The sequence below is a fragment of the Parafrankia sp. EAN1pec genome (assembly GCF_000018005.1).
Lineage (GTDB): Bacteria > Actinomycetota > Actinomycetes > Frankiales > Frankiaceae > Parafrankia > Parafrankia soli.
The window spans coordinates 5,191,045-5,210,134 of record NC_009921.1 but is presented as its reverse complement, the minus strand read 5'-3'; the positions used below and the strand labels follow the sequence as shown (position 1 = coordinate 5,210,134).

At 69.6% G+C, this 19,090-nt stretch carries 14 protein-coding genes; 4 read left to right on the top strand and 10 right to left on the bottom strand.

The features are described 5' to 3' along the window. Window positions 1-4: 4 nt before the first annotated feature. Window positions 5-4,915 carry a diguanylate cyclase gene (locus FRANEAN1_RS21215; RefSeq protein WP_020461876.1) on the bottom strand — a complete coding sequence of 1,637 codons (4,911 nt, stop codon included), beginning with the start codon at window positions 4,913-4,915 and terminating at the stop codon, window positions 5-7. A gap of 205 nt (window positions 4,916-5,120) precedes the next feature. Here FRANEAN1_RS21215 and FRANEAN1_RS21210 point away from each other — a divergent pair, with 205 nt between their 5' ends. Both FRANEAN1_RS21210 and FRANEAN1_RS21205 read left to right on the top strand, forming a co-directional pair. Then, entirely contained in the window at window positions 5,121-5,624 is a 504-nt protein-coding gene (locus FRANEAN1_RS21210) for a sulfatase/phosphatase domain-containing protein (RefSeq protein WP_347176694.1), read from the top strand. A gap of 26 nt (window positions 5,625-5,650) precedes the next feature. Beyond that, a complete protein-coding gene (locus tag FRANEAN1_RS21205; RefSeq protein ID WP_020461874.1) occupies window positions 5,651-7,528 on the top strand; it encodes a sulfatase-like hydrolase/transferase in 1,878 nt (625 codons plus the stop codon). Window positions 7,529-7,643: 115 nt separating this feature from the next. On the opposite strand, the gene FRANEAN1_RS21200 is transcribed toward FRANEAN1_RS21205, so the two are convergent. Then, on the bottom strand, window positions 7,644-8,912 hold the full coding sequence (locus FRANEAN1_RS21200) for an aromatic ring-hydroxylating dioxygenase subunit alpha (RefSeq protein ID WP_020461873.1): 1,269 nt from the start codon (window positions 8,910-8,912) through the stop codon (window positions 7,644-7,646). A 319-nt stretch (window positions 8,913-9,231) separates the two neighbouring features. Here FRANEAN1_RS21200 and FRANEAN1_RS37290 point away from each other — a divergent pair, with 319 nt between their 5' ends. Continuing rightward, window positions 9,232-9,618 carry a hypothetical protein gene (locus FRANEAN1_RS37290; protein ID WP_020461872.1) on the top strand — a complete coding sequence of 129 codons (387 nt, stop codon included), beginning with the start codon at window positions 9,232-9,234 and terminating at the stop codon, window positions 9,616-9,618. Between the two features lie 203 nt (window positions 9,619-9,821). On the opposite strand, the gene FRANEAN1_RS21190 is transcribed toward FRANEAN1_RS37290, so the two are convergent. Further along, the gene (locus FRANEAN1_RS21190) at window positions 9,822-10,778 is read right to left on the bottom strand and encodes a helix-turn-helix domain-containing protein (RefSeq protein WP_041254531.1); all 957 of its coding nucleotides are present in this window, start codon (window positions 10,776-10,778) and stop codon (window positions 9,822-9,824) included. 115 nt (window positions 10,779-10,893) lie between these two features. Here FRANEAN1_RS21190 and FRANEAN1_RS21185 point away from each other — a divergent pair, with 115 nt between their 5' ends. Next, entirely contained in the window at window positions 10,894-11,859 is a 966-nt protein-coding gene (locus tag FRANEAN1_RS21185) for an NAD-dependent epimerase/dehydratase family protein (RefSeq protein WP_020461870.1), read from the top strand. Here the strand turns inward: FRANEAN1_RS21185 and FRANEAN1_RS21180 are convergent. The 7 genes from FRANEAN1_RS21180 to FRANEAN1_RS21155 all read right to left on the bottom strand — a co-directional run bounded on the left by FRANEAN1_RS21180 (window position 11,834) and on the right by FRANEAN1_RS21155 (window position 19,029). Next, entirely contained in the window at window positions 11,834-12,730 is an 897-nt protein-coding gene (locus FRANEAN1_RS21180; RefSeq protein WP_020461869.1) for a hypothetical protein, read from the bottom strand. The two genes, FRANEAN1_RS21185 and FRANEAN1_RS21180, sit on opposite strands and share 26 nt — an antisense overlap. Further along, window positions 12,727-12,891, bottom strand: a complete 165-nt coding sequence (locus tag FRANEAN1_RS39290) for a hypothetical protein (protein ID WP_198145343.1) — start codon at window positions 12,889-12,891, stop codon at window positions 12,727-12,729. Before FRANEAN1_RS39290 ends, FRANEAN1_RS21180 begins: the two co-directional genes overlap by 4 nt. A gap of 80 nt (window positions 12,892-12,971) precedes the next feature. Next, window positions 12,972-15,818, bottom strand: coding sequence for a cyclic nucleotide-binding domain-containing protein (locus FRANEAN1_RS37285; RefSeq protein ID WP_020461867.1), 2,847 nt, complete (start codon window positions 15,816-15,818; stop codon window positions 12,972-12,974). Then, on the bottom strand, window positions 15,815-16,825 hold the full coding sequence (locus FRANEAN1_RS21170) for an ATP-dependent carboxylate-amine ligase (protein WP_347176693.1): 1,011 nt from the start codon (window positions 16,823-16,825) through the stop codon (window positions 15,815-15,817). The genes FRANEAN1_RS37285 and FRANEAN1_RS21170 overlap by 4 nt, the downstream gene beginning before the upstream one ends. A gap of 89 nt (window positions 16,826-16,914) precedes the next feature. Further along, window positions 16,915-17,208, bottom strand: a complete 294-nt coding sequence (locus FRANEAN1_RS21165; RefSeq protein ID WP_347176692.1) for an Os1348 family NHLP clan protein — start codon at window positions 17,206-17,208, stop codon at window positions 16,915-16,917. After that, entirely contained in the window at window positions 17,174-18,130 is a 957-nt protein-coding gene (locus tag FRANEAN1_RS21160) for a DUF692 domain-containing protein (protein ID WP_020461864.1), read from the bottom strand. The genes FRANEAN1_RS21165 and FRANEAN1_RS21160 overlap by 35 nt, the downstream gene beginning before the upstream one ends. After that, on the bottom strand, window positions 18,127-19,029 hold the full coding sequence (locus FRANEAN1_RS21155) for a tetratricopeptide repeat protein (protein WP_020461863.1): 903 nt from the start codon (window positions 19,027-19,029) through the stop codon (window positions 18,127-18,129). Before FRANEAN1_RS21155 ends, FRANEAN1_RS21160 begins: the two co-directional genes overlap by 4 nt. Window positions 19,030-19,090 lie beyond the last annotated feature (61 nt).

Sequence of the window (19,090 nt, the reverse complement as noted above, 5' to 3'; positions counted from 1 at the left end):
CCCGTTATCGCGATGCGGGGTGTGGGAGTGCAATTTCTACCCGGTTGCGTCCGCCGCGTTTGGCCCGGTACAGCTCGACGTCGGCGAGCTCGACAAACACCGCCGTGGTGTCGCCGGGAGTGGGAATGACCGCCGTGACCCCGATGCTCACGGTGACGATGCAGTCGATGGCCAGCGGATGTGGTTCGGCCAGCTCTGCGACAGCGGAGCAGAGATGTCGGGCCAGCTGGACGGCGGTGTCGGAGTTGGTGTCCGGCATGACCACGGCGAACTCCTCGCCTCCGTAGCGGGCCGCCATGTCGGTGCTACGGACGTTCTCGGCCAGGCAGGCGGCGACCCGCTGGAGGCACCGGTCGCCGGCGGCGTGTCCGAAGTGGTCGTTGTAGAGCTTGAAGTGGTCGATGTCGACCATCGCCAGCGCGATGGGCGCCGCCTGGTGTCGGGCCCGGTGCCATTCGGCGTCAAGGACCTCCTCGAGGCGTCGCCGGTTGGGTAGTCCGGTGAGCGAATCGGTGCGCGAGAGCTGTTCCAGCCGCCGGTTGGCGGCGGCGAGCTGCTGGGTTCGCTCGGCGACCTTGCGTTCCAGCGACGCGTACACCAGGGCGTTATCGAGCGAGACCGCCAGCTGCCCCGCGATGAGCATGATCCCTTCGGGGTGTTCGGTGGAGAACGCGCCGCGGATCATCCGGTTCTCCAGCAGCAGCATCGCCCGTAGTCCGCCGCGGATCATGATGGGTACGGCCAGTAGCGAGCAGCGGTCCACGTCGGCGAAGTAAGGGTCGTGGCAGAACCGGTCATCACGGGTGGGATCGGCGACGACGACAGGCTCGCCGGTGCGTTCGGCATACCGGACGACCGAGGACGGCAGCATCCGCCGCCGGCCGGCCTCCGGCAGCGAGACCGTGCCGCCGCCGACAGACACCAGCCAGCCGCGGTCCTGCTGGTCACGTAGCAGGAAGTGAACGTCCGTGGCGCCGGTCATGGCTGACAGGATTCCCGCGACCCTGGTCCGGAGGCCGTCGAGGGTGGTCTCGGAGCTGAGCGTCTGGGAGGCCGCGACGATGCCGAGCAGGTCGATGGTGCCGGTCGTGACGGTGGAGCGGCGGGCAGAAGGCTCTGCTGATGGCTGGTCGGCCGGTTCCGCAGCCGTGGGCTCAACTCGTAGCGTCGAGTGGGCCCAGTCGAGCTGGCTGACCTTCGCCGTCGCGCCCCAGGCCAGGTACTGGCGGCGGGCCGCGGTCAGCAGCAGATGGCCGGCTTCCTCCATGCCGTGGGCCAGGTAGAACCGTGCGGCGCGTTCCAGGATCAGCGCCCGGTGCCACGGCCGTGCGCGTATGGAGGCCTCTCGCTGTGCCACATCAAACGTGTACGCCGCCTTGCGGAAGTCGCCGGTGGTCCAGGCCCGCTCCGCCTCCACCAGGCGCAGCAGGTGCAGGAAGTTGACCGGCGCGTCGGCCGCGCGCGAGGTCAGCCATTCGATCGCCTCGTCCAGCTCGGCCAGCACCGCGCCACGCTGGCCCGCTTCCGCCGTGCGGGCCTGGCCCGCCAACGCCATGGCTCGCAGCAGGTACGCCACCGCCATCGGATAGAGCGCCTGGATGGACGGCAGCAACGGCATCGCGGCCGCCGTGTGTCGGACCAGCTCGGCAGGCTGATCGAGGATGGCTGCAGCGAGCGCCCGGGTAATGTGCAGGTGGGCGGCGGCGAACGGGTTGGCGGCCAGCCTGCCGAGCTGGGCCGCTTCGCCGGCTGCCGAGGTGACGACCTCGCCTCGCAGCACTCTCGCCAGCTGGCCATAGGCCCGGAACGTCTCCTCGGCGTTGCCGTTGCTGGTGCGTCTGGTGAACGCCAGCGCCTCGTCGATCTCAGCAACGAATGTATCAAGCAGTGGTGCACAGTCCAGGATGGTGGACATCAGCACGTAGCGGGCCCAGCACGCATTCAGCAGGTCACCGCTCTGGATCAAACCTTCCAATGCGCGGCGCGTCGCGGACAGGTTGTCCTCGAGGGGGTCGAACCAGTGGCCGGTACCGGCTGCATACAGGAACCACACCTGCCACATGTCAGGCTCATAGCCGCGCGCCTGACAGACCGCGAGGATCCGCCGCATCACGCGCCACCCGGTGCGGTAGTCCCGTCTGCGGACGACGGTCACAAAGGTGATGTGGCCGGCCGGGCCGAGCAAGGTGGGATCCGGGCCGTGCCGTGCCCATATCTCCAGCGTCGTCACGGTCAGCCAGGCCAGCATCTTCTGGTCGGAGAAGTACGCCGGGGGCATGAGCCGGTTGATGATCCTGGCGGTGTCGAGTTGCGAACGGTCGGTGATTCGCGGTCGTCGTAGATCGTCGGATTCGCTGGTCTGGTCGATCCACTGGTAGAGCGCGTCGAGTCTGCGGTCGATCTCGGCGTCGAGGTGGTCCCGGTCCGGGACGGCGAGGCCGAGCTGTCGCAGCTGGTCGAGGCCGAGCCGCATCGCCTCGGCGGCGCGGCCCTGGTTGGTGAGGCTGCTGACCTGCACCAGGGTCGCCGCCGTGCGCTGAGCTGGATCGGTGCACAGCCGGCCGATGGTCTGGTACTCCTCGTCGGTCTCCTCAAGCCGCCCGAGCATGTACAGGGCCGCGTGCCGGCTGGTGTGGACGTCGATCAACTGGTCGGTGTCCGCCGGGTCGACGAGCCTCAACGCCGCGGTCAGGAACCTCTCCACCAAGGGGTGGTTGCTCAGCAGCTTCGCCTCGTCGGCAGAGCGCCGGAAGAGACCGGCCATCAGCCGCCGTTCCTCGGGGGCGTGCACGGCGTCGACCACGAGCAGGTACTGCGCCGCCGCCACGGCGAACAGCTCAGGTCGGTCGGCCAGCCTCCGGGCCAGGCACAGTCGCATGGCGCGTTCGGCCTGCGGGGTGAGGCCGCTCAGGACGGACTCCTGGGCCTTGTCGTGACGAAAGCGCATGCTCTGTCGGCCGTCGGATTCCAGCACGAGAAGCCCGTCGGTGAACGCGGGGGCGAGCCGCCGCTCGATCTCATCCGCCGCAAGCCCGGTGGCGGCTTCCAGGAGGTCGAGTTCCACCCGGCCGGCCAGGCACGCCATCATGGCCAGCATCTCTCTGGCGGCCGGCGACAACACAGCCATACGGGCACGCAGCAGCCCGGTCACGTCCACGCAGTCCAGTCGGCGGCGCAACGTGGCCTGCTCCCATCGCCAACCGTCGTCTCCGAGGGCCAGTACGCCGTCATGGCGCAGCGAGTTGAGTAGCTCCACCGTGTCGTACGGATTGCCCGCGGTGGACGGCGCGATCAGCCGTGCGAGCTCCGCGCCGCGCTCTGGGGACAGGCGCAGTAGGTCGGCCACCATGGCCGTCTGGTCTACTGGCGGCAGATTACCCAACCGCAGGTGCTGCGGCCCGGCCGGTTGGCGGCGCCAGCGGGCGAGCATCGGCGCCAGCGGGTGGGTGGCGTCCACCTCCCTCTCCCGGTACGCGCCGACCAGCAGCAGTCCCTCGATCTGTTCCTCGCCACCGAGAATCAGGTCGAGGAAGCCCAGCGGCGTCCGCCCGGCCCACTGCAGGTCGTCGACGAAGAACACCACCGTGCGTTTCCGGGAGGCAACGGCGCGCAGTGTCTCCACTGCAACGCGCTGTGCTCGCACCTGTGCAGTTATCGGGTCCCCCAGCGCCGGGGGGACCCTTAGCAGCGCCGCCAGCTCCGGCACGACGGCGGCGGCCAGGCCGGCGTTGGGTCCCAACGCCCGCAGGAGCCGCTCCCGCACCTCGACCAGACAGGCCTCCGGTTCGGCCAGCAGCAGCCGACCCAGCGCCCGCAGCGCCTGGCGGACTGCGTCGTACTCCTGGTCCCGGCGGTACTGGTCGAACTTGCCCGCCACGAACCAGCCGTCGCCACCGGCCACGATCGGCCGCAGCGCGTTGACCAGGGACGTCTTGCCCACCCCCGGCGGGCCGCTGACGAGGAGCCCATGGCAGCGGCCCGCCAGCGCGTCGGCGAACGCCGCGCCCAGCTCGGCGGTCTCCTCGTCGCGGCCGGCCAGCCGGGACGGCGTCAGCGGCCGCGCCGGAAGATCGTGCTCGCCGGGACGCACCACCGCGGTGCCGCGGTGGACCAGCGCGAGATCGTGCGCCAGCCCGTCCGCGCTCTGGTAGCGATCGTCCGGCTCCTTCTCCAGCAGATGCAGGATGATCCGCGACATGTCGACCGGCAGCGACGGGTTCACCGCCGACGGCGGTGCCGGCACTCGCGTGAGATGGTCGTGAATGGTCCGCAGGGGGTCGCCCGCGCCGAACGGTGGTGTGCCGGTCGCCAGCTCGTAGAGGGTGGCCCCGAGCGCGTACAGGTCGGCCCGCTGGTCGATGGGGCTGCCCGTCCGGCCGGTCTGCTCCGGCGCCAGGTACGGAACCGTCCCGACGATCTCGTTGTGGTGGAGGAACCCCGGCTCGACCTCCACGCAGTTCGTAGCCAACGCGAAGTCGACCAGGAACGGCCTACCCCGGTCCCCACCCAATACGATGTTCGCCGGGCTGATGTCCCGATGCACTACACCCCGCCGGTGCATCGCTGCCACGGTGCGCGCGAGCGATCCGGCCAGATCGACCAGCTCGGCCGGATCCAGTGGCATGGTCCGCCCGGACAGCACCGCACCGCCGACGTCGGCCAGCAGGATCGACCCCGGGCAGGTCGACACACCGTCCGCCAGTTGCACGACCCCCTTGACCCCGACCAGACGCTCGAGGACCTCAACCTCATGACGCAGCCGCCGCTGCGAGCCAGGTCCCAGCGGCTCCTTCCGGATCACACTCCCAGCCGGGAACACCAGCCGAGTCACCCGGGTCTGCTCCGTCTCATGCAGCAGCTCCGTCCGCACCACCGCCGGCGGATCCCGGCTCGGTGGCGTTCGCTGAGATCTCATCCGCCAACCCCCACACCGAGCAACACTCAGCTCACTCCCAGCCTGCCCAGATCGCGATGACGGCAACAGACGGAGTGCCGAAGTCGGGCTTTACAGTCGCACGCCGACGACAGCGAACCGCGAACCGCGAACCCATAATGGGCCCCGAAACGGTCATACACATCCATACCGCACCATCGGACTGATCGAGAAGTGGCCTTCGGCGATGCACCCTTGCATCACCCGTGATCCGCTTGTCATAGCCGGCGGCGGTCTGCCCGAAGGCCAGGTACACGACGGCATGGTGGAGCTTGTCGACGTCCTGCCCACCGTGCTCGAACTGGCCGGCGTGCCCGCGCCGCACCGGCACTTCGGGCGCAGTCTGCTGCCCGTCCTGCACGACCCGGGCACCGAACACCGCGAGTACGCGTTCACCGAAGGTGGCTTCACCATCGAAGAGGAGCCACAGTTGGAGCGCTCACTCTTTCCTTACGACCTGAAGTCCGACCTGCAGCACGAGCAGCCGGAGCTCTACCACCGGGCCACCGATCCCGACGAGCAGCACAACCTCGCCGGGCTTCCCGAACACGCGGCCGTCGAGCAGCGCTTGAACCAGACCCTGCTGGGCTGGCTGCTGGGCACCGCCGACATCATTCCCGCCACCAGGGACCCGCGCATGCCGAGCGTCGCCCTGCCCGCGCCACCACCGGTCCAGCAATACAGCCTTTGATGAGACGGGGGAGTGATCCCGATGCTGTGGGGCTCCGAAATTCGGGTTTCGGAGCCCCACACGGCCCGCTCGACCGGTGGCCCCTCGGTCTGGGATTCGAGCGCTACTACGGGTTCCTGCAGGGCGACACCAACCACTGGACACCCAACCTGGTGTCGGACAACCAGTACATCGACCCGCCGGCACGGCCCGAAGACGGCCACCATCTCACCGAGGATCTCGCGGACACCGCCATCCGGATGGTGACCGACCAGCAGCACGCTGCCCCCGGTAAGCCGTTCCTCCTCTACTTCTCCCTGGGCGCGATGCACGCACCCCACCAGGTCGCGCCGGAGTGGGTGGATCCCTACCGTGGACAGTTCGACCTGGGCTGGGACCGTTGGCGCGAGAACGTCTTCGCCCGTCAGGTCGAGGCCGGCGTCGTGCCGGGCGGAACCGTCCTCACCGAACGGCCGTCCTGGGTGGCGGGATGGAACGGGCTGACGCCGGACGCCCGGCGCATGCACGCCCGGGCCCACGAGGTGTACGCAGGCTTCCTCACCCACGCCGACGCCCAGATCGGACGTCTCCTCGACGCACTCGGACGCCTCGGCGCACTCGACAACACCATCGTGCTACTGATGTCAGACAACGGCGCCAGCGCCGAGGGCGGCCAGCACGGAACCTTCAACGAGCACCGCTTCTCCTCCCGGCTCCCGGAAACGGTCGAGAACAACCTCGCCCATCTCGACGACTGGGGAGGTTCTCGCACCTACAGCCACTACTCGTGGGGATGGGCGTGGGCGGGCAACACACCGCTGCGACTGTGGAAGCGCTACACCTGGCTCGGCGGCACCCGGGTGCCGCTGGTCGTCCACTGGCCCGCCGGAATCACTGCCCGAGGGGAGAACCGCGACCAGTTCTGCCACGCCGTCGATGTGCTGCCCACCATTCTCGACGCCTGCGGCATACCGGCACCGGAGACGGTGGATGGCGTGTCCCAGCAGCCGCTGGACGGCGCCAGCTTCACGGCGAGCTTCCACGACGCCGACGCGCCGGCCCCGCGATCCACCCAGTACTTCGAGATTCTCGGCTCCCGCTCGATCGTCAGTGGCCGGTGGAAGGCGACCACCGACCATGTGTCGAAAGGCGTGGTCGACGAGGAGGAGCTCATGAGCGGTAGCCGTGACTTCGTCGCCGACCACTGGTCGCTGTTCGACATCGAGCAGGACTTCTCCGAGGCGGTGGACCTCTCCGCCGAGCACCCCGACGTCGTCCGCCGACTGCGGGAGCTGTGGCTCCTCGAGGCCGGGCGCAACAACGTCATGCCGATGTCGGAGGGCCTCACCGACCGAGTCGGAGCGATCATTCCCCGGGACTACCCGATCGGCAACCGAGCCGTGTTCCGGCCGGGCGGCTCGCCGATCTCCGAGGAGGCACTCCCGATGCTGCCCTTTGGTTTCCGGATGTCCGTCGACACCGAGGTGGCACCCGAAGCCGAAGGGGTGCTCTTCGCCCTCGGAGACTGGAACGGCGGGTACGCGCTCTACGCGGTCGGGAGCATGCTCCGTTTCACATACTGCCCTGCCGGTGAGCCGGTCACGGTGGCGGCGGCGCGTGCGCTCCCCCCGGGGCTCCACCGCCTGTCCGTCGCCTTTGAGCCCGGCGGGAGCCCGGGGGGCAGGTTCACCCTCACCTGCGACGACGAGGTGCTCGGCGCTGCCACCACGGCCGTCGCGATGCCCTTCGCCCTACAGCACGGTGGCACGCACCTCTGCCTGGGCCGCGACCGCGGTTTCCCGGTATCCGAGGACTACACGTCTCCGTTCCCGTGGAACGGAGTGATCCACAGGATGGTCGTGGAGACACCCGGGTTCGACCGGCCAGGAACCACCGAGGTACGAGCAGCTCTCCACGCGGACTGACCAGGGCCGCGCGACCAGATCGGTTCGCGTCCGCTATACCTGGGCCGGTGGCCTGCGGGGCTTCCCCGCCGCCCACCCGGGGTGCCTGCGGCACGGGGGCGCCTCCCGGCCGGGGTCATTTCGTCGCGGCCTGGTAGGCGGCGACGACGTCGTTCGCGGACTTGTGGAGATGACGGATGAGGATCTCCTGGTCGTTGAGCGGGAAATCCCGGACCGCGCGGGACTCGAGCATGGTCTGCGTCGCCTCGAGGGTGTTGCAGTCCTGTAGCGCGAACTCCTTGAAGGTGACCGCGGCCAGTTCGTGCCGCAGGCGCTCCGCCGCGTTCTTCGGCGGGACGAAGTACAGCGTTCCCTCGAAGATGTGCTCGTTGTACGCGGTCGGCCAGTAGTGGTATGTGAGATACCAGCCCGGCGCCCAGATCAGGATCATGAAGTTCGGGAAGAACAGGTACGAGTCGTTGCCCCATGCCCGGTGGCCCGACGGGTTGACGCCCCCGGGTAGCGGGTCGAGACCCGTGATGTCGGGACGGTCCCATGGCCCGAAGTTGCCGCTGCGCAGAATCCGCTCGATCGGCTTCACCATGGAGAGGTCCTTGGGTGGCGACATGCCGCCCCACGCGGACTGCATCGAGTGCCGGCCATCGAGGTCGTAGTGCAGCCCCTCGTAGCCGTAGCCTATGAGTTTGCGGGACTCGGTGCCGACGTACTGCTTCGCGTGCAGGACGGGTGCGTGGTAGAACTCGGCGAACGCGTCTATGTAGAGCTTCCAGTTGCTCTTGACGTGCGCCCGGTACCGGTAGACCTCGGTCATCTGGTCGAACGGGTAGCCCTCCATGCCCTTCGCGAACCGCCCGAGGTACTCGCGCACCGGGGTGGTGTCCTCGTTGTCGAGGTTGATGAAGATGAAGCCCTCCCAAACCTCGCAGCGCACCGCCGCGAGACCGAGCTTCGACTTGTCGAGGTCGAAGAACTCCGCCTCCTGCTGGACGAAGGTGCAGGTGCCGTCGAGCCCGTAGCGCCAGGCGTGGTACTTGCACTGGAACTGGCGCGCGGTGCCCGCGACCTCCTCGTGCGGGAAGTCATTCCACACCAGTTTGTTGCCGCGGTGGCGGCAGACGTTGTGGAAGGCGCGGATCTGGTCCTCGTTGTCGCGGACGACGATGATCGAGGCGCGGGCGGCTTGGATCTCCTTGGTGAAGTAGTTTCCCCGCTTCGGGATCTGCTCCACGCGGCCGACGTTGAGCCAGCTCCGCTCGAAGATCGCCTTGCGTTCCAACTCGTAGTGCTCCGGTGAGATCGAGTCCTCGAACGAGACGAAGTCGGTTCCGAGGGTGGGGAAGTGCTCTGTCCAGCTGCCCTCGACGGGCTTGGTGAAGTGCGCCATCAGACTGCCTCCAAGGTACTGCGACGGCGTGGACCGACGAGACAGAACGCTACGATGTCGTATAGTTTCGGTCAACCGCCGGCAGGTGCGCCTACTGCCGGCGGTTTCGAGTCCTCCCAGGTGAGGGGCCCCGCTGGAGCGGACGGCCTGGCGACCGGCAGGTGTCTGCCCAACCGTCCGCCGGGTGGTGCGCGGGCCCCGCCGATAATCGGACCGATCTGTCTGGTTCCGGGGTGGATGCTGATCGTAGAGTGGGCAGACGCTGACCGCCCAGGTCTTCGGCCAGTCGCCCGTCGACGTCGCTGACCGGCTGCGTGCCTTGGTCGCCGTCGACGCCCCGGACGACGACACCAGCGAGGATTCGCTACTGGGGCTGATCAAGCCGGTGCCGGGCAACGTCAGCCTGGACTCGATGATCACTGAGATCCGCAAGCTGCGCGCGGTCCGCACGGTCGACCTGCCTGACGGGCTGTTCGGCAACGTCGCGCCGCGGGTGGTCGCGGCCTGGCGGGGCCGGGGCGGTAACCTTCACCGCCGCCGCTCGCAAGGTTCTTCGCTGGCACACAGGCGTCGGCCGGTCGAGGTCACCGTGGACCCGTTGGCTGCGGCGAGTTCCTCGGCGAGAGCGGGTAGGAGTTCGTGGGGGACGGCTCCTGAGGCGGAGATGGTGAGGGTGAACAGGTCGGAGACCTCGTCCGCTCCCTGACCCGCCTCAACGCCAGCATCCAACGGCCCCAGGAGACGAAGAACCCTCCGAGCCGGAGAACTGAGACGCCACCCGCACTGACGACGCCTGGTAACAAGACTCGTACCTCTCTGGTCCCGGTGCTCCTGTACGTCCTGCCCCGACGGCGTCGCAGAGTCGTTCGGGAGTTCGCCTGTTTGGCGACCGTCCGCTTTTGCGGCGGGTCAGGTCGGGGTTGGTCCGACGCGGGTGAATGTGTCGCGGTAGGCGCTGGGGGTGAGCCCGTTGCGGCGCAGGAGGTGGAGGCGCAGCGACTCGGGGGTTCCCAGGCCGCTTTGCCGGGCGACGGCGGTGATCGGCAGATCCGTCGCCTCGAGGAGTTCCCGAGCCCGGTCGATTCGCTGGTGCAGCAACCATTGCAGTGGGCTGAGACCGGTCTCCTCCCGGAAGCGGCGGGTGAGCGTGCGGGTACTGGTGTGGGCGTGGGCGGCGAGGCGGGCGAGTGTCAGCGGTTCGGCGAGGTGCTCCGCCGCCCAGGCGCGGGTCTGGGCCAGCGAGGTCCCGTTCTCCGGTGGCAGCGGTGTCTCGATGAACTGGGCCTGGCCGCCGGGACGGATCGGCGCGATGACCGCGGCTCGGGCGACGGCGTTGGCGACCACCGCCCCGTGGTCGCGCCGGATCATGTGGATGCACAGGTCGAGACCGGCGGCCAGGCCGGCGGAGGTCAGCACGGTCCCGTCGTCGACGTACAGGACGTCGGGCCGCAGGTCGACGGCTGGGAAGCGGCGGCGCATCTCCTGGGAGTACTGCCAGTACGTGGTGGCCGGGCGACCGTTGAGCAGCCCGGCCTGGGCCAGCACGAAGGCGCCCGTGCAGATCGAGGCGATGCGCCGGCCGTCGTCAGCGGCCCGCTGTAGCGCGTCCAGGACCCGTTGGTCGGCGTGGGCGCGAGCTCCGGTTCCCGTGACGATCACGGTGTCGGCGCTGTCGATCACGTCGAGGCCCCGGTCCACCACAACGCTGGGCCCGGTGTACCCAGGTACGATCCCGGGCTCGGCCGTGCAGATCACGACCTCGTAGGCCGGCTGGCTGTGGACCACCGCGGCCGGGAACACTGCCGCCGGGATGGACAGATCAAGGGTGGTGACCGGCGGGACGGCGACGACGACGATCCGATGCATGGCCTGATCCTTGGGATATGTGGCATTCAGGCCACTACCGTATGTTTCCGGCGGGCGGCAGGGTGAGACAGGTACCCGCGAACCGCGCGGGCCCGCCGAGCGGAAGACGAACACCATGCCCCTGCATGTGATCACCGGTGCCGGTGGCACCGGAGCCCCCACCGCCGAACTGTTGGCCCGGCAGGGTGATCGCGTCCGGCTGGTCAGCCGGCGCGGGGGCGGACCCGAGCACCCACTGATCGAGCGGATCGCCGCCGACGCGACCGACGCCGACGCGCTGACCCGACTCGCCGAGGGCGCGACGACGCTGATCAACACCGCGATGCCGCCGTACGACCGGTGGCCGGACGAGTTCCCACCGCTCGCGACGGCGCTGCTGGACGCGGCTGAACGCACCGGCGCCGGCTACGTGATGATGGGCAACACCTACGGCTACGGCATCGTCAACGGCCGCTTCACCGAAGATCTACCGATGGCACCGGTATCCGCCAAAGGTCAGGTACGGGCCCGGATGTGGAGCGATGCCCTCGAGGCGCACCGCGCGGGTCGAGCCCGCGTGACCGAGGTCCGGGCCTCGGCGTTTCTGGGCGCCGGGGCCGGTTCGCTGTACAACTTCACGGTGGCGCCCCTCGTCCTGCGCGGCGAGCCGGCAGCCTTCCCCGGCGACCTGGACGCCCCGAAAACCTGGTCCTACGTCGGGGACGCCGCCCGAACCCTGGCCGCCGTAGCCCTCTCCGGCGACGACCTTGCGTGGGGACGGGCGTGGCACGTGCCCTCCACCGCGGCACTGTCCGTGCGGGAGCTGACCACGCGGCTCGCGACCGCCGCCGGGGCGCCCGCACCCATCCTGACGGCGATGTCCACCGATCAGCTCGCCGCGACCGGAGCCGTGAACCCGATCATGCGGGAAGTCATCGAGATGATGTACTCCCTGGAACAGCCCGACCTGCTCGACTCCACCCTCACCGAGCAGACGTTCCGCCTCGCCCCGACCCCCCTCGAGACCGTCCTGGCTGAAACCGTCAGCGCCTACGGACCTGTACCTGACCTGACGGTCAGCAGGATTCCGTGTTGGAGCTGACCGTCTGTCTCAGTGAACGGGCTATGACGGCGGAGCCGCTCGCGGCGCAGAACAACATCATCGCGAGCCAGGCGGTGGTGCCGGGGTCGGACCACTCGACGACACCGGTGTCGAGGTTGACCAGTGCGGCGCCGCCGATCGCGAACAGGCCGAACGACGCCTGCGTCAACCCCACGGTGAGAAGTTCGGCGCGTGTCGCCCGGACCGAGACGAGCCACGCGCCCACGCCGCCGGCCAGGAACGTCGCCGCGTAGAGCTGGCCGTGGAACGCGTCGACAGTCCACGGCCAGAACTCGGTGACCTGCTCGGGTGCGGCCAACAGACCGACGGCCTGCCCGGTCATCAGGACGGCGAACAGCCGAAGCCAGTAGCGCCACGCCACCGGAGTCGCGACGCCGGCCGCCCGGGCGCGCCCCCGTAGCCGCCACGTGTACCAGAAAGCGCAGACGGGCAGCGCGACGTAGAGGACGAACCAGCCGATCACCGGCAGCGGCCGGTCCGAGAAGGCGAACCTCGACGGGTAGGTAGTCGACACGACGATCACGCACAACGTGAAGACGCCGATCATCGGGGCGACGACCCGAGCCGGCGACCAGCGCCTGGTGGCGAGCAGGCAGGCCACGGCGACGAGCGACGTCAGGTAGATGGCGCCGAGGAACCGGCTGTTGAACAGTGTGAGGTCGTCCCACGGCCACAACCTCGCCGTGAGCTTGTACTGAAACGCCAGGCCGGTGCCGGTGAAGAACAGCACGACGAACTCGATACTGGTCATGGTGAGCAGCGGCCGGGGAATCGGGAAATCGGCCGCTGTGGCGACCGCGGCGGAGTCGTGGTCGGCCTCAGTACGAGGTTCTGACGCGATGTCTGTCATCGGGTCGGCTCGTGTGACAGCGGCGCGGGCGCTCCGGGGTCCAGAAAGTCGAGTTTGATCGGCTCAGGCGCCGGCCGGCAGACGCCGCACGAGATCGCCTCGTCGACCGCCAACCCTTCCAGCCCACGGCTGGTGGCGAAGGCCTCGAGCAGGAACGGCATCGTTTTCGCGTGGTCCTTGCAGACGCATCGGCCGCAGAATCGGCAGACCGCGTGCCCAGGAAGATTGCACACCCAACAGTTCACGAGCCCGCCTCCAGTTGTGTTGTCGCCAGCTCGATCGATCCCAGTTCGGCGGCCGCTTCGAGGAGTTCGGTGTTCGACGGCGGTTCGTCGAGTGGGCCGAAGACGTATTTGCGGCGCAGCACGCCATCCGGACCGACCAGGAAGACGCCCTGCTGCATCGCCGTCATCGTGTGGTGGCCGAGCCGTTCGCCGATCGACGGGTTCACCACGTCAAGCCAGAGCGCGTGCATCGTCGTACGGCCCTGGCCGGTGGTGAACGCCCGCGTGAAGCCCCGCACCGAGTTGCGTTGCGCTTCGCCGGCGCCGATGTCCTGCAGGCCGCACAGCCGGTAGGCGGATTTCTCCGGGTCGCACAGGAACGGGAACGGCAGGTCCTTGCCGCGCCAGAACTCGCGGGCGGAATCGACGAGGTTGGGCGCCAGCTGCAGGATCTGCACGCCGGCCCGCTCGAAATCGCCGACCGCCGGCGCCAACCGGGCCATGTACTCCCGGCAGAACGGGCAGTTGTAGCCGCGGGAGAACCAGAGCAGCACCACCTGGCCCCGGTAGTCCGACAACGACACCGGCGACGGCCCGCTGGCGGTGTCGAGGGTGAACCCGGGTGCCGGGTCGCCGACCTCGATCTCAAGCCAGCGGCCGGCCACCGTGCCCGCCAGCGCCTCAGCGGCACGCGTCGCTTCGCCCGCTTCGGCGGATTCGCGTACGGCGTCGGACAGCCCGAAATAGCGGCACACCACGTCGTCGAACGTCGTCCGGTCCAGCTCCCACAGCCTGGTCTCGCCGACCGACGTGGCCGTCGCGGCGTGGGGCTCGTCGTGCAGCAGTGCGCTCTCGCCGAAGAATTCCCCGGCGCCCAGGGTTCGCGGCGGCCCGTCGACGCAGGTCTGTGCCAGCGCGACGGCCCCGCTACGAACCAGGTAGAAGGCCGAACCGGGGTCGCCTTCGGCGACGACGACCTCGCCGTCCACACAGCTCCGTGCCCGCAGGTGGGCCAGCAGCGTGTCCTTGTCGCGGGTGCGGAGGCCGTCGAACAGTGCGAAGCCCTCGAGTTCCGCCCGTTCGTCGGCCCGTGTGTCGTTCTCGGCCCGTCGGGCCAGCAGCGGAGCGAGGCGGTCGGAGAAATCGGCACCGGCCAGCCGCAACACGTGCACGTCGGTGAGCGCCCGCACGGTCAAGGGCGACCTTGGCAATCCGGGCGGCGGGAAGTAGTCGCCCGGGCCGAGCGTGCGCAGCGCACTTCCCGCGCCCGGCCCCGTCCCGGCATTCGCGCCCGATTCGACGACCTCGGCCTCGCCGGACAGCACCAGGCAGAAGACCTCGGCGACCTCGTCCGCAGCGACCACCGTGGTGCCGGCCCGGAACACCTTCTCGGTGGTCCGCCGCGCCATCCACTGGACGTACGCCTTTCCCAGTTCGGCGACCGGCGGTACGTTCGCGAGTACCGCGACCCGCTCCCGGTAGCGGCGCTCCGCGGCCAGCCGGCGCAGCCGCCGGCTCGCCACCACCAGCGACGAGCCACCCCGCCACAGCCGCTGCCCGAGCACGTACAGCAGCGGAAGGGTCAGGAGCAGAACCACCGTGGCGGCAAGGACCCGGCCAAGGCTCGGCACGGCGACCGCGTCGCTCACCATCGTCTTCGCCCGGACCCAGGCGAACCCGGCTGCCAGGACGAGCACGTAGCCGGTGTACGCCGCGGCGGCCAGTCCGAAGATCGTCAAAACGCGTTCGGTGCGGTCGAACCGCTCCCGGCGACGGACCTTGCCGGGGAGCTCCCCCCGGATGAACCCCAGCGCCCTGGCTCGCAGGTTCGGCAGTTCCAGCCAGTCCATCAGCATGTAGTAGCCGTCGAGCTGGATGAGCGGCGTGAGCTGGGCCAGGTTCACGGCCAGGGCAGCGGTGCCGAAGATCGCCACCACTGCCGCCCACGGCGCGTCCGGCGTGGCCACCAGGACGATGCCGGAGAGCCCGGCGAGCACGAACCCGGAGAACGGCCCGGCCCAGGCCGAGACCATCCGCGGCCCGCGCGGCTCCATCCACATGTCCTGGGTGTCGACGAACATCCCAGGCGAGCCGTAGAAGATCGATAGTCCGCCGCGCCGAACCACCCGGCCGTAGGACTTGGCCGCGAAGGCGTGCGCCAGTTCGTGCAGCACGGCGACGACCAGCAGGCAGCCGTACATTGTCGGAACTGTGACGACGAGGGACTGGTCGGCCAGCCCCGACGCCGACGACGACAGCGACCAGGCCAGCAGCGGTACGCCGAGCATCGCCACCGCGAACATGACGATCTTTGCCGGCCGGGTGAAAAGCACCCACACGCCCCGGTCGTAGGCGCGGCCGACCAGGCCGTCGAGCCCGTGCAGCGGAAACTCGCGCCGGACGAAGGACTTCGCGAACCCGGTGGCGAAGGAGCTCACTGGCCGGCGGCGCAGCTGTTCGCCCAACGGCCCGAACACGAACCGGGGCGGGTCGGTCAGCATCTGCCCGACCTTCAGGTTGCGCACGAGGCGAAGGACCAGCGGCAGGGCGAACCGGTGGTACTTCATCATGTAGGCGACGACCAGGTCCTGGACGCTGCGGCTGCCGTCCATCAGCTCGAACAGGTAGAACTCGGCCATCGTGATCTTGCGGTACGTCGCGGCGTCGGGGTTCTGGACGATGACGTACTCCTCGCCCCGCGCGGATCGCAACTCGCGCCAGATCAGCCCGTCCTGCCGCTTCGGCCGGTAGCGGGCCGGGTTGGCGGCGTCGGCAAGCCGGTCCCAGACCGTGACTGTCGCTGTCTCCGTGGCCGCGGGTGCCGGCGCGGCCTGCCGCTGCTGGGGCTGCGTGCTGACCGTCATGACAGCAACCCCGCAACCGCGTGACTGATCGGCAGGCCGGCCCGCTGCTCGGCGAACCACCAGCCGCCTCGCGGGTTGAGGTCCAGGAACACGTGGTCGCCGTCCGGTGTCACGACCAGGTCGAGCGCCGCGTAGCGCAGGCCGAGGCCGGCGACCAGCCGCACGCAGCGGTGAGCAACGTCGTCGTCGAGACAGTGCGCCGTCATCGGCACGGCGCGCCGCACCCGCCGCACGTCACCGCTGCCCGCCAGCCCCGCCGCCGCGAGGTCGGCGGCAGCGGTCGAGGCGGCGAAGACCTGCTCGCCGACGACCGTCACCCGCAGTTCGAGCCGACTGTCGAGCAGCGGCTGGAACACGCAGGGCGCGGCGGCCAGCGTCGCCGGCAGCAGGGCGAGGTCGGCGGCGCTCAGGACGCGGGTGAACAGGCTGTGGCGCCGCCCGTCCAGCTCGACGTAGTGGCTGTTCAGCGACTTGGCTATCACCCCGGCGCTGCCGTAGGCGTGGCAGAACGCCAAGGCCTGGTCCGGGTCGTTGGTGACCAGTGTGTCCGGCACCGTCAGGCTCTCCTCCGCGGCGTGCTCCAATGATGTGATCTTGTTGCCGGCCCGGCTGCCGGCGTCCGGGTCGTTGATGAACGGCGCCGGGCAGCTCCGCCACCAGCCGGCGAGCGCGTCGGCCCATTCGCCCGTTTCGAACGGTGGCAGGCGCCGGGCTGGTACACCGGTCGGCCCGGCGAGCCCGAACCACACGCTCCGGACCTGCGTCGAGTCGAGGCCGAACACGTCGCCGCCTGTCCGCTTCCCGTCGCCGCGCCAGGTCACCGTGACGTCGGTGGGAAAGTCGTCCGCCCCGAGCAGCCGGCACGGCACACCCCGGGCGAGCAGGGCACGCTCGAGCAGCACCGTGTCCGGGTTGCGCGAATAGGCCAGCAGCAACACGACCGGCTCCGGTTCCGCCGCTATCCGGCCAGCCAGCGCCGGCATCAGCCTGGCGACCAGGTCCCGCACGTCCACCGCCGCCCGAGCCGGCGACGGCGCCGGCGCCGGTGCTACTTCGGTTTCGGCGAAGTGGAGCAGGAACGGCCGACTCGGCCGGCTCACTTGTCCGGGTTGCTGCCCGACTCGGGCGTGCAGGAGCAGGTCGGGTTCGTCAGTGAACTGCTCCGGCCCAGCCGGACGCGCGAGATCCGCTCGTCCAGGTCCTGCGCGACGCCGTCAAGGCCGTCCCAGTCCATCGCCGCGAGCGCCTGCACCTCCTCCGGCGTGAACTCGTAGGAATAACGCGCGGAGATGTGCACGACCATTTCCAGTGGATCGGCCTTCAGCCGCTGCCGGAAAGCCTGGTCTGTGGCCGCCTTACCGATGACGAACTGCATTGCCTGGAGTGACATGAGATATTCCTTCCGGGGCGGCGACACGTTTGTTCTGGTAAAAGGGCGAGGCGTGCAGAAGCTGCCGGGCCCGGCTGAGCTGGTCCAGCAGCTCGGGCATCGGCGGCACGTCGTTGGACCATTCGAGGGTGATCGCGCGAACCGGTGCGGCGGCGGCGACATCCGCAACCAGCGCCCACACCTGCTCGGGAACGGGACGGCTGTGGCTGTCGTGCCAGGTGCCCGCTTTCGGGCCTCGGGTGCGCAGCTCGCCGCCGGCGACATGCAGTTCGACGACCCGGTCCAGTGGTGCGGCGGCCAGCCACGCATCGACGTCGAAGCCGTAGTTCTGGGCGTTGATCCAGGTGTTGGTGAGGTCGAGCAGCAGGCCGTGGCCGGTGCCGTCGAGCACCTGCCGGACGAACTCGGGTTCGTCCATCGCACCCGGGATCTTGATCATGTAGTCGTACCAGGTGTTCTCGACGAGCAGCGGCCGCCGGACCCGGTCGGTGACGGTCTGCATGTTGCGGCGGACAGCCTGCGCCTGTTCTGCCGTGAAGGCGATCGGAATGCCGTGCATCAGCTCGGTGCGCCGCGCTCCGTCCGGCACCGACCCCTGGTCGAGGTGGTCGCTGAACCACACCGGGTCGATCAGGTCCAGGAACGGCTCGAGCCGGTCGAGGTAGGACGTCCGGTACGGCGCGGCGTCGGCCAGCCCCATCCGGATGCCGTGCGCCACGACGGGGAAGGCGCCGGCGATCTCGACCGCCCGGTCCCGCCAGGCCGTCCGGCCGTCCTCGTCGTCCCACTGCATCCGCAGCAGGAACGCGTCGGTCGGCAGTTCGAGGTAGTCGATCTCGTCGTGGTGGGCGAGGTACTGGTCGTGCATCGGCGGTTCGTAGTTCAGCCCGACACCGAGGAAGGGCAGATCGGCGATCATCATGCGGCCGCCGGCAGCAGATCCGAGTCCCGGTAGGCGGCATGGAGGTGGGCGGCGCGCGCCAGGTCGTGGATCGCCTCGTCCAACAGGCCGGCGGCCTGGTAGACCTGCGCCCGCAGTTCGTAGACAGCCGGGTCCTCGGGCACGATCGTCGCGGCGTGGAAGCAGTCGGCCAGCGCCGTCGGCAGGTCGCCCGTTGCCAGCCAGGCGCGGGCCCGCAGCAGGTAGGGACCGTGGGCGCTCAGCGCGCGGGACCGCACGATGAACGGCCAGTGCGACTGCTCGTGCGCGCTGACGTCGATCGCGGTCGTGCAGTCGGCCGCCGCCGCCTCGGGCCGGCCCAGTTCGAGCAACGCCTCGGCACGCTGCAGGTGCAGCTCGGAGGCGTACTTCTCGCACCGGCCGTCGGCGATGACCCAGCCGAAGTCCTCGACCGCCTCGGCCAGCAGACCGAGCTCCAACCGGGCCCGGGCCCGGAACGCGCGGGCCTCCCAGTCGTTCGGGTCGCGCAGCAGGGCCGACTCGGCGTCGGCCAGCGTGCCGTGCGGGTCGCCGTCGAAGTAGCGGGCGATGGCCCGTGCCGTGTAGACGTACGAGACGGGGTCGAGCGCCATCGCCGCCGACGCGTCGGCCTCGGCGCCGGCCAGGTCGAACACCTGGTGCCGGCATACCGACCGGCGGTAGTGCGCGTAGGCCAGCCGGTCGTCGGGCAGTCGGGGATCCGCCTCGATCGCGGCGCTCAGGTCGGCGATGGCCCGGTGGTGGTCACGCACCATCCAGAACGCGATGCCGCGGCGAAGGTAGGTCTCGGCCCGCCGGTCGCCGCCGGCGACAAGCCGGTTGCAGTCGAGCAGGTCGGCCATGTACCCGGCCAGCCTCGACGAGCCCTGCGAAACGCACACGGCGTCCCCTCCCTGGTGACCCGACGTGCCGTGTGGCACGAAGGTCACTTTCGGGTTCCGG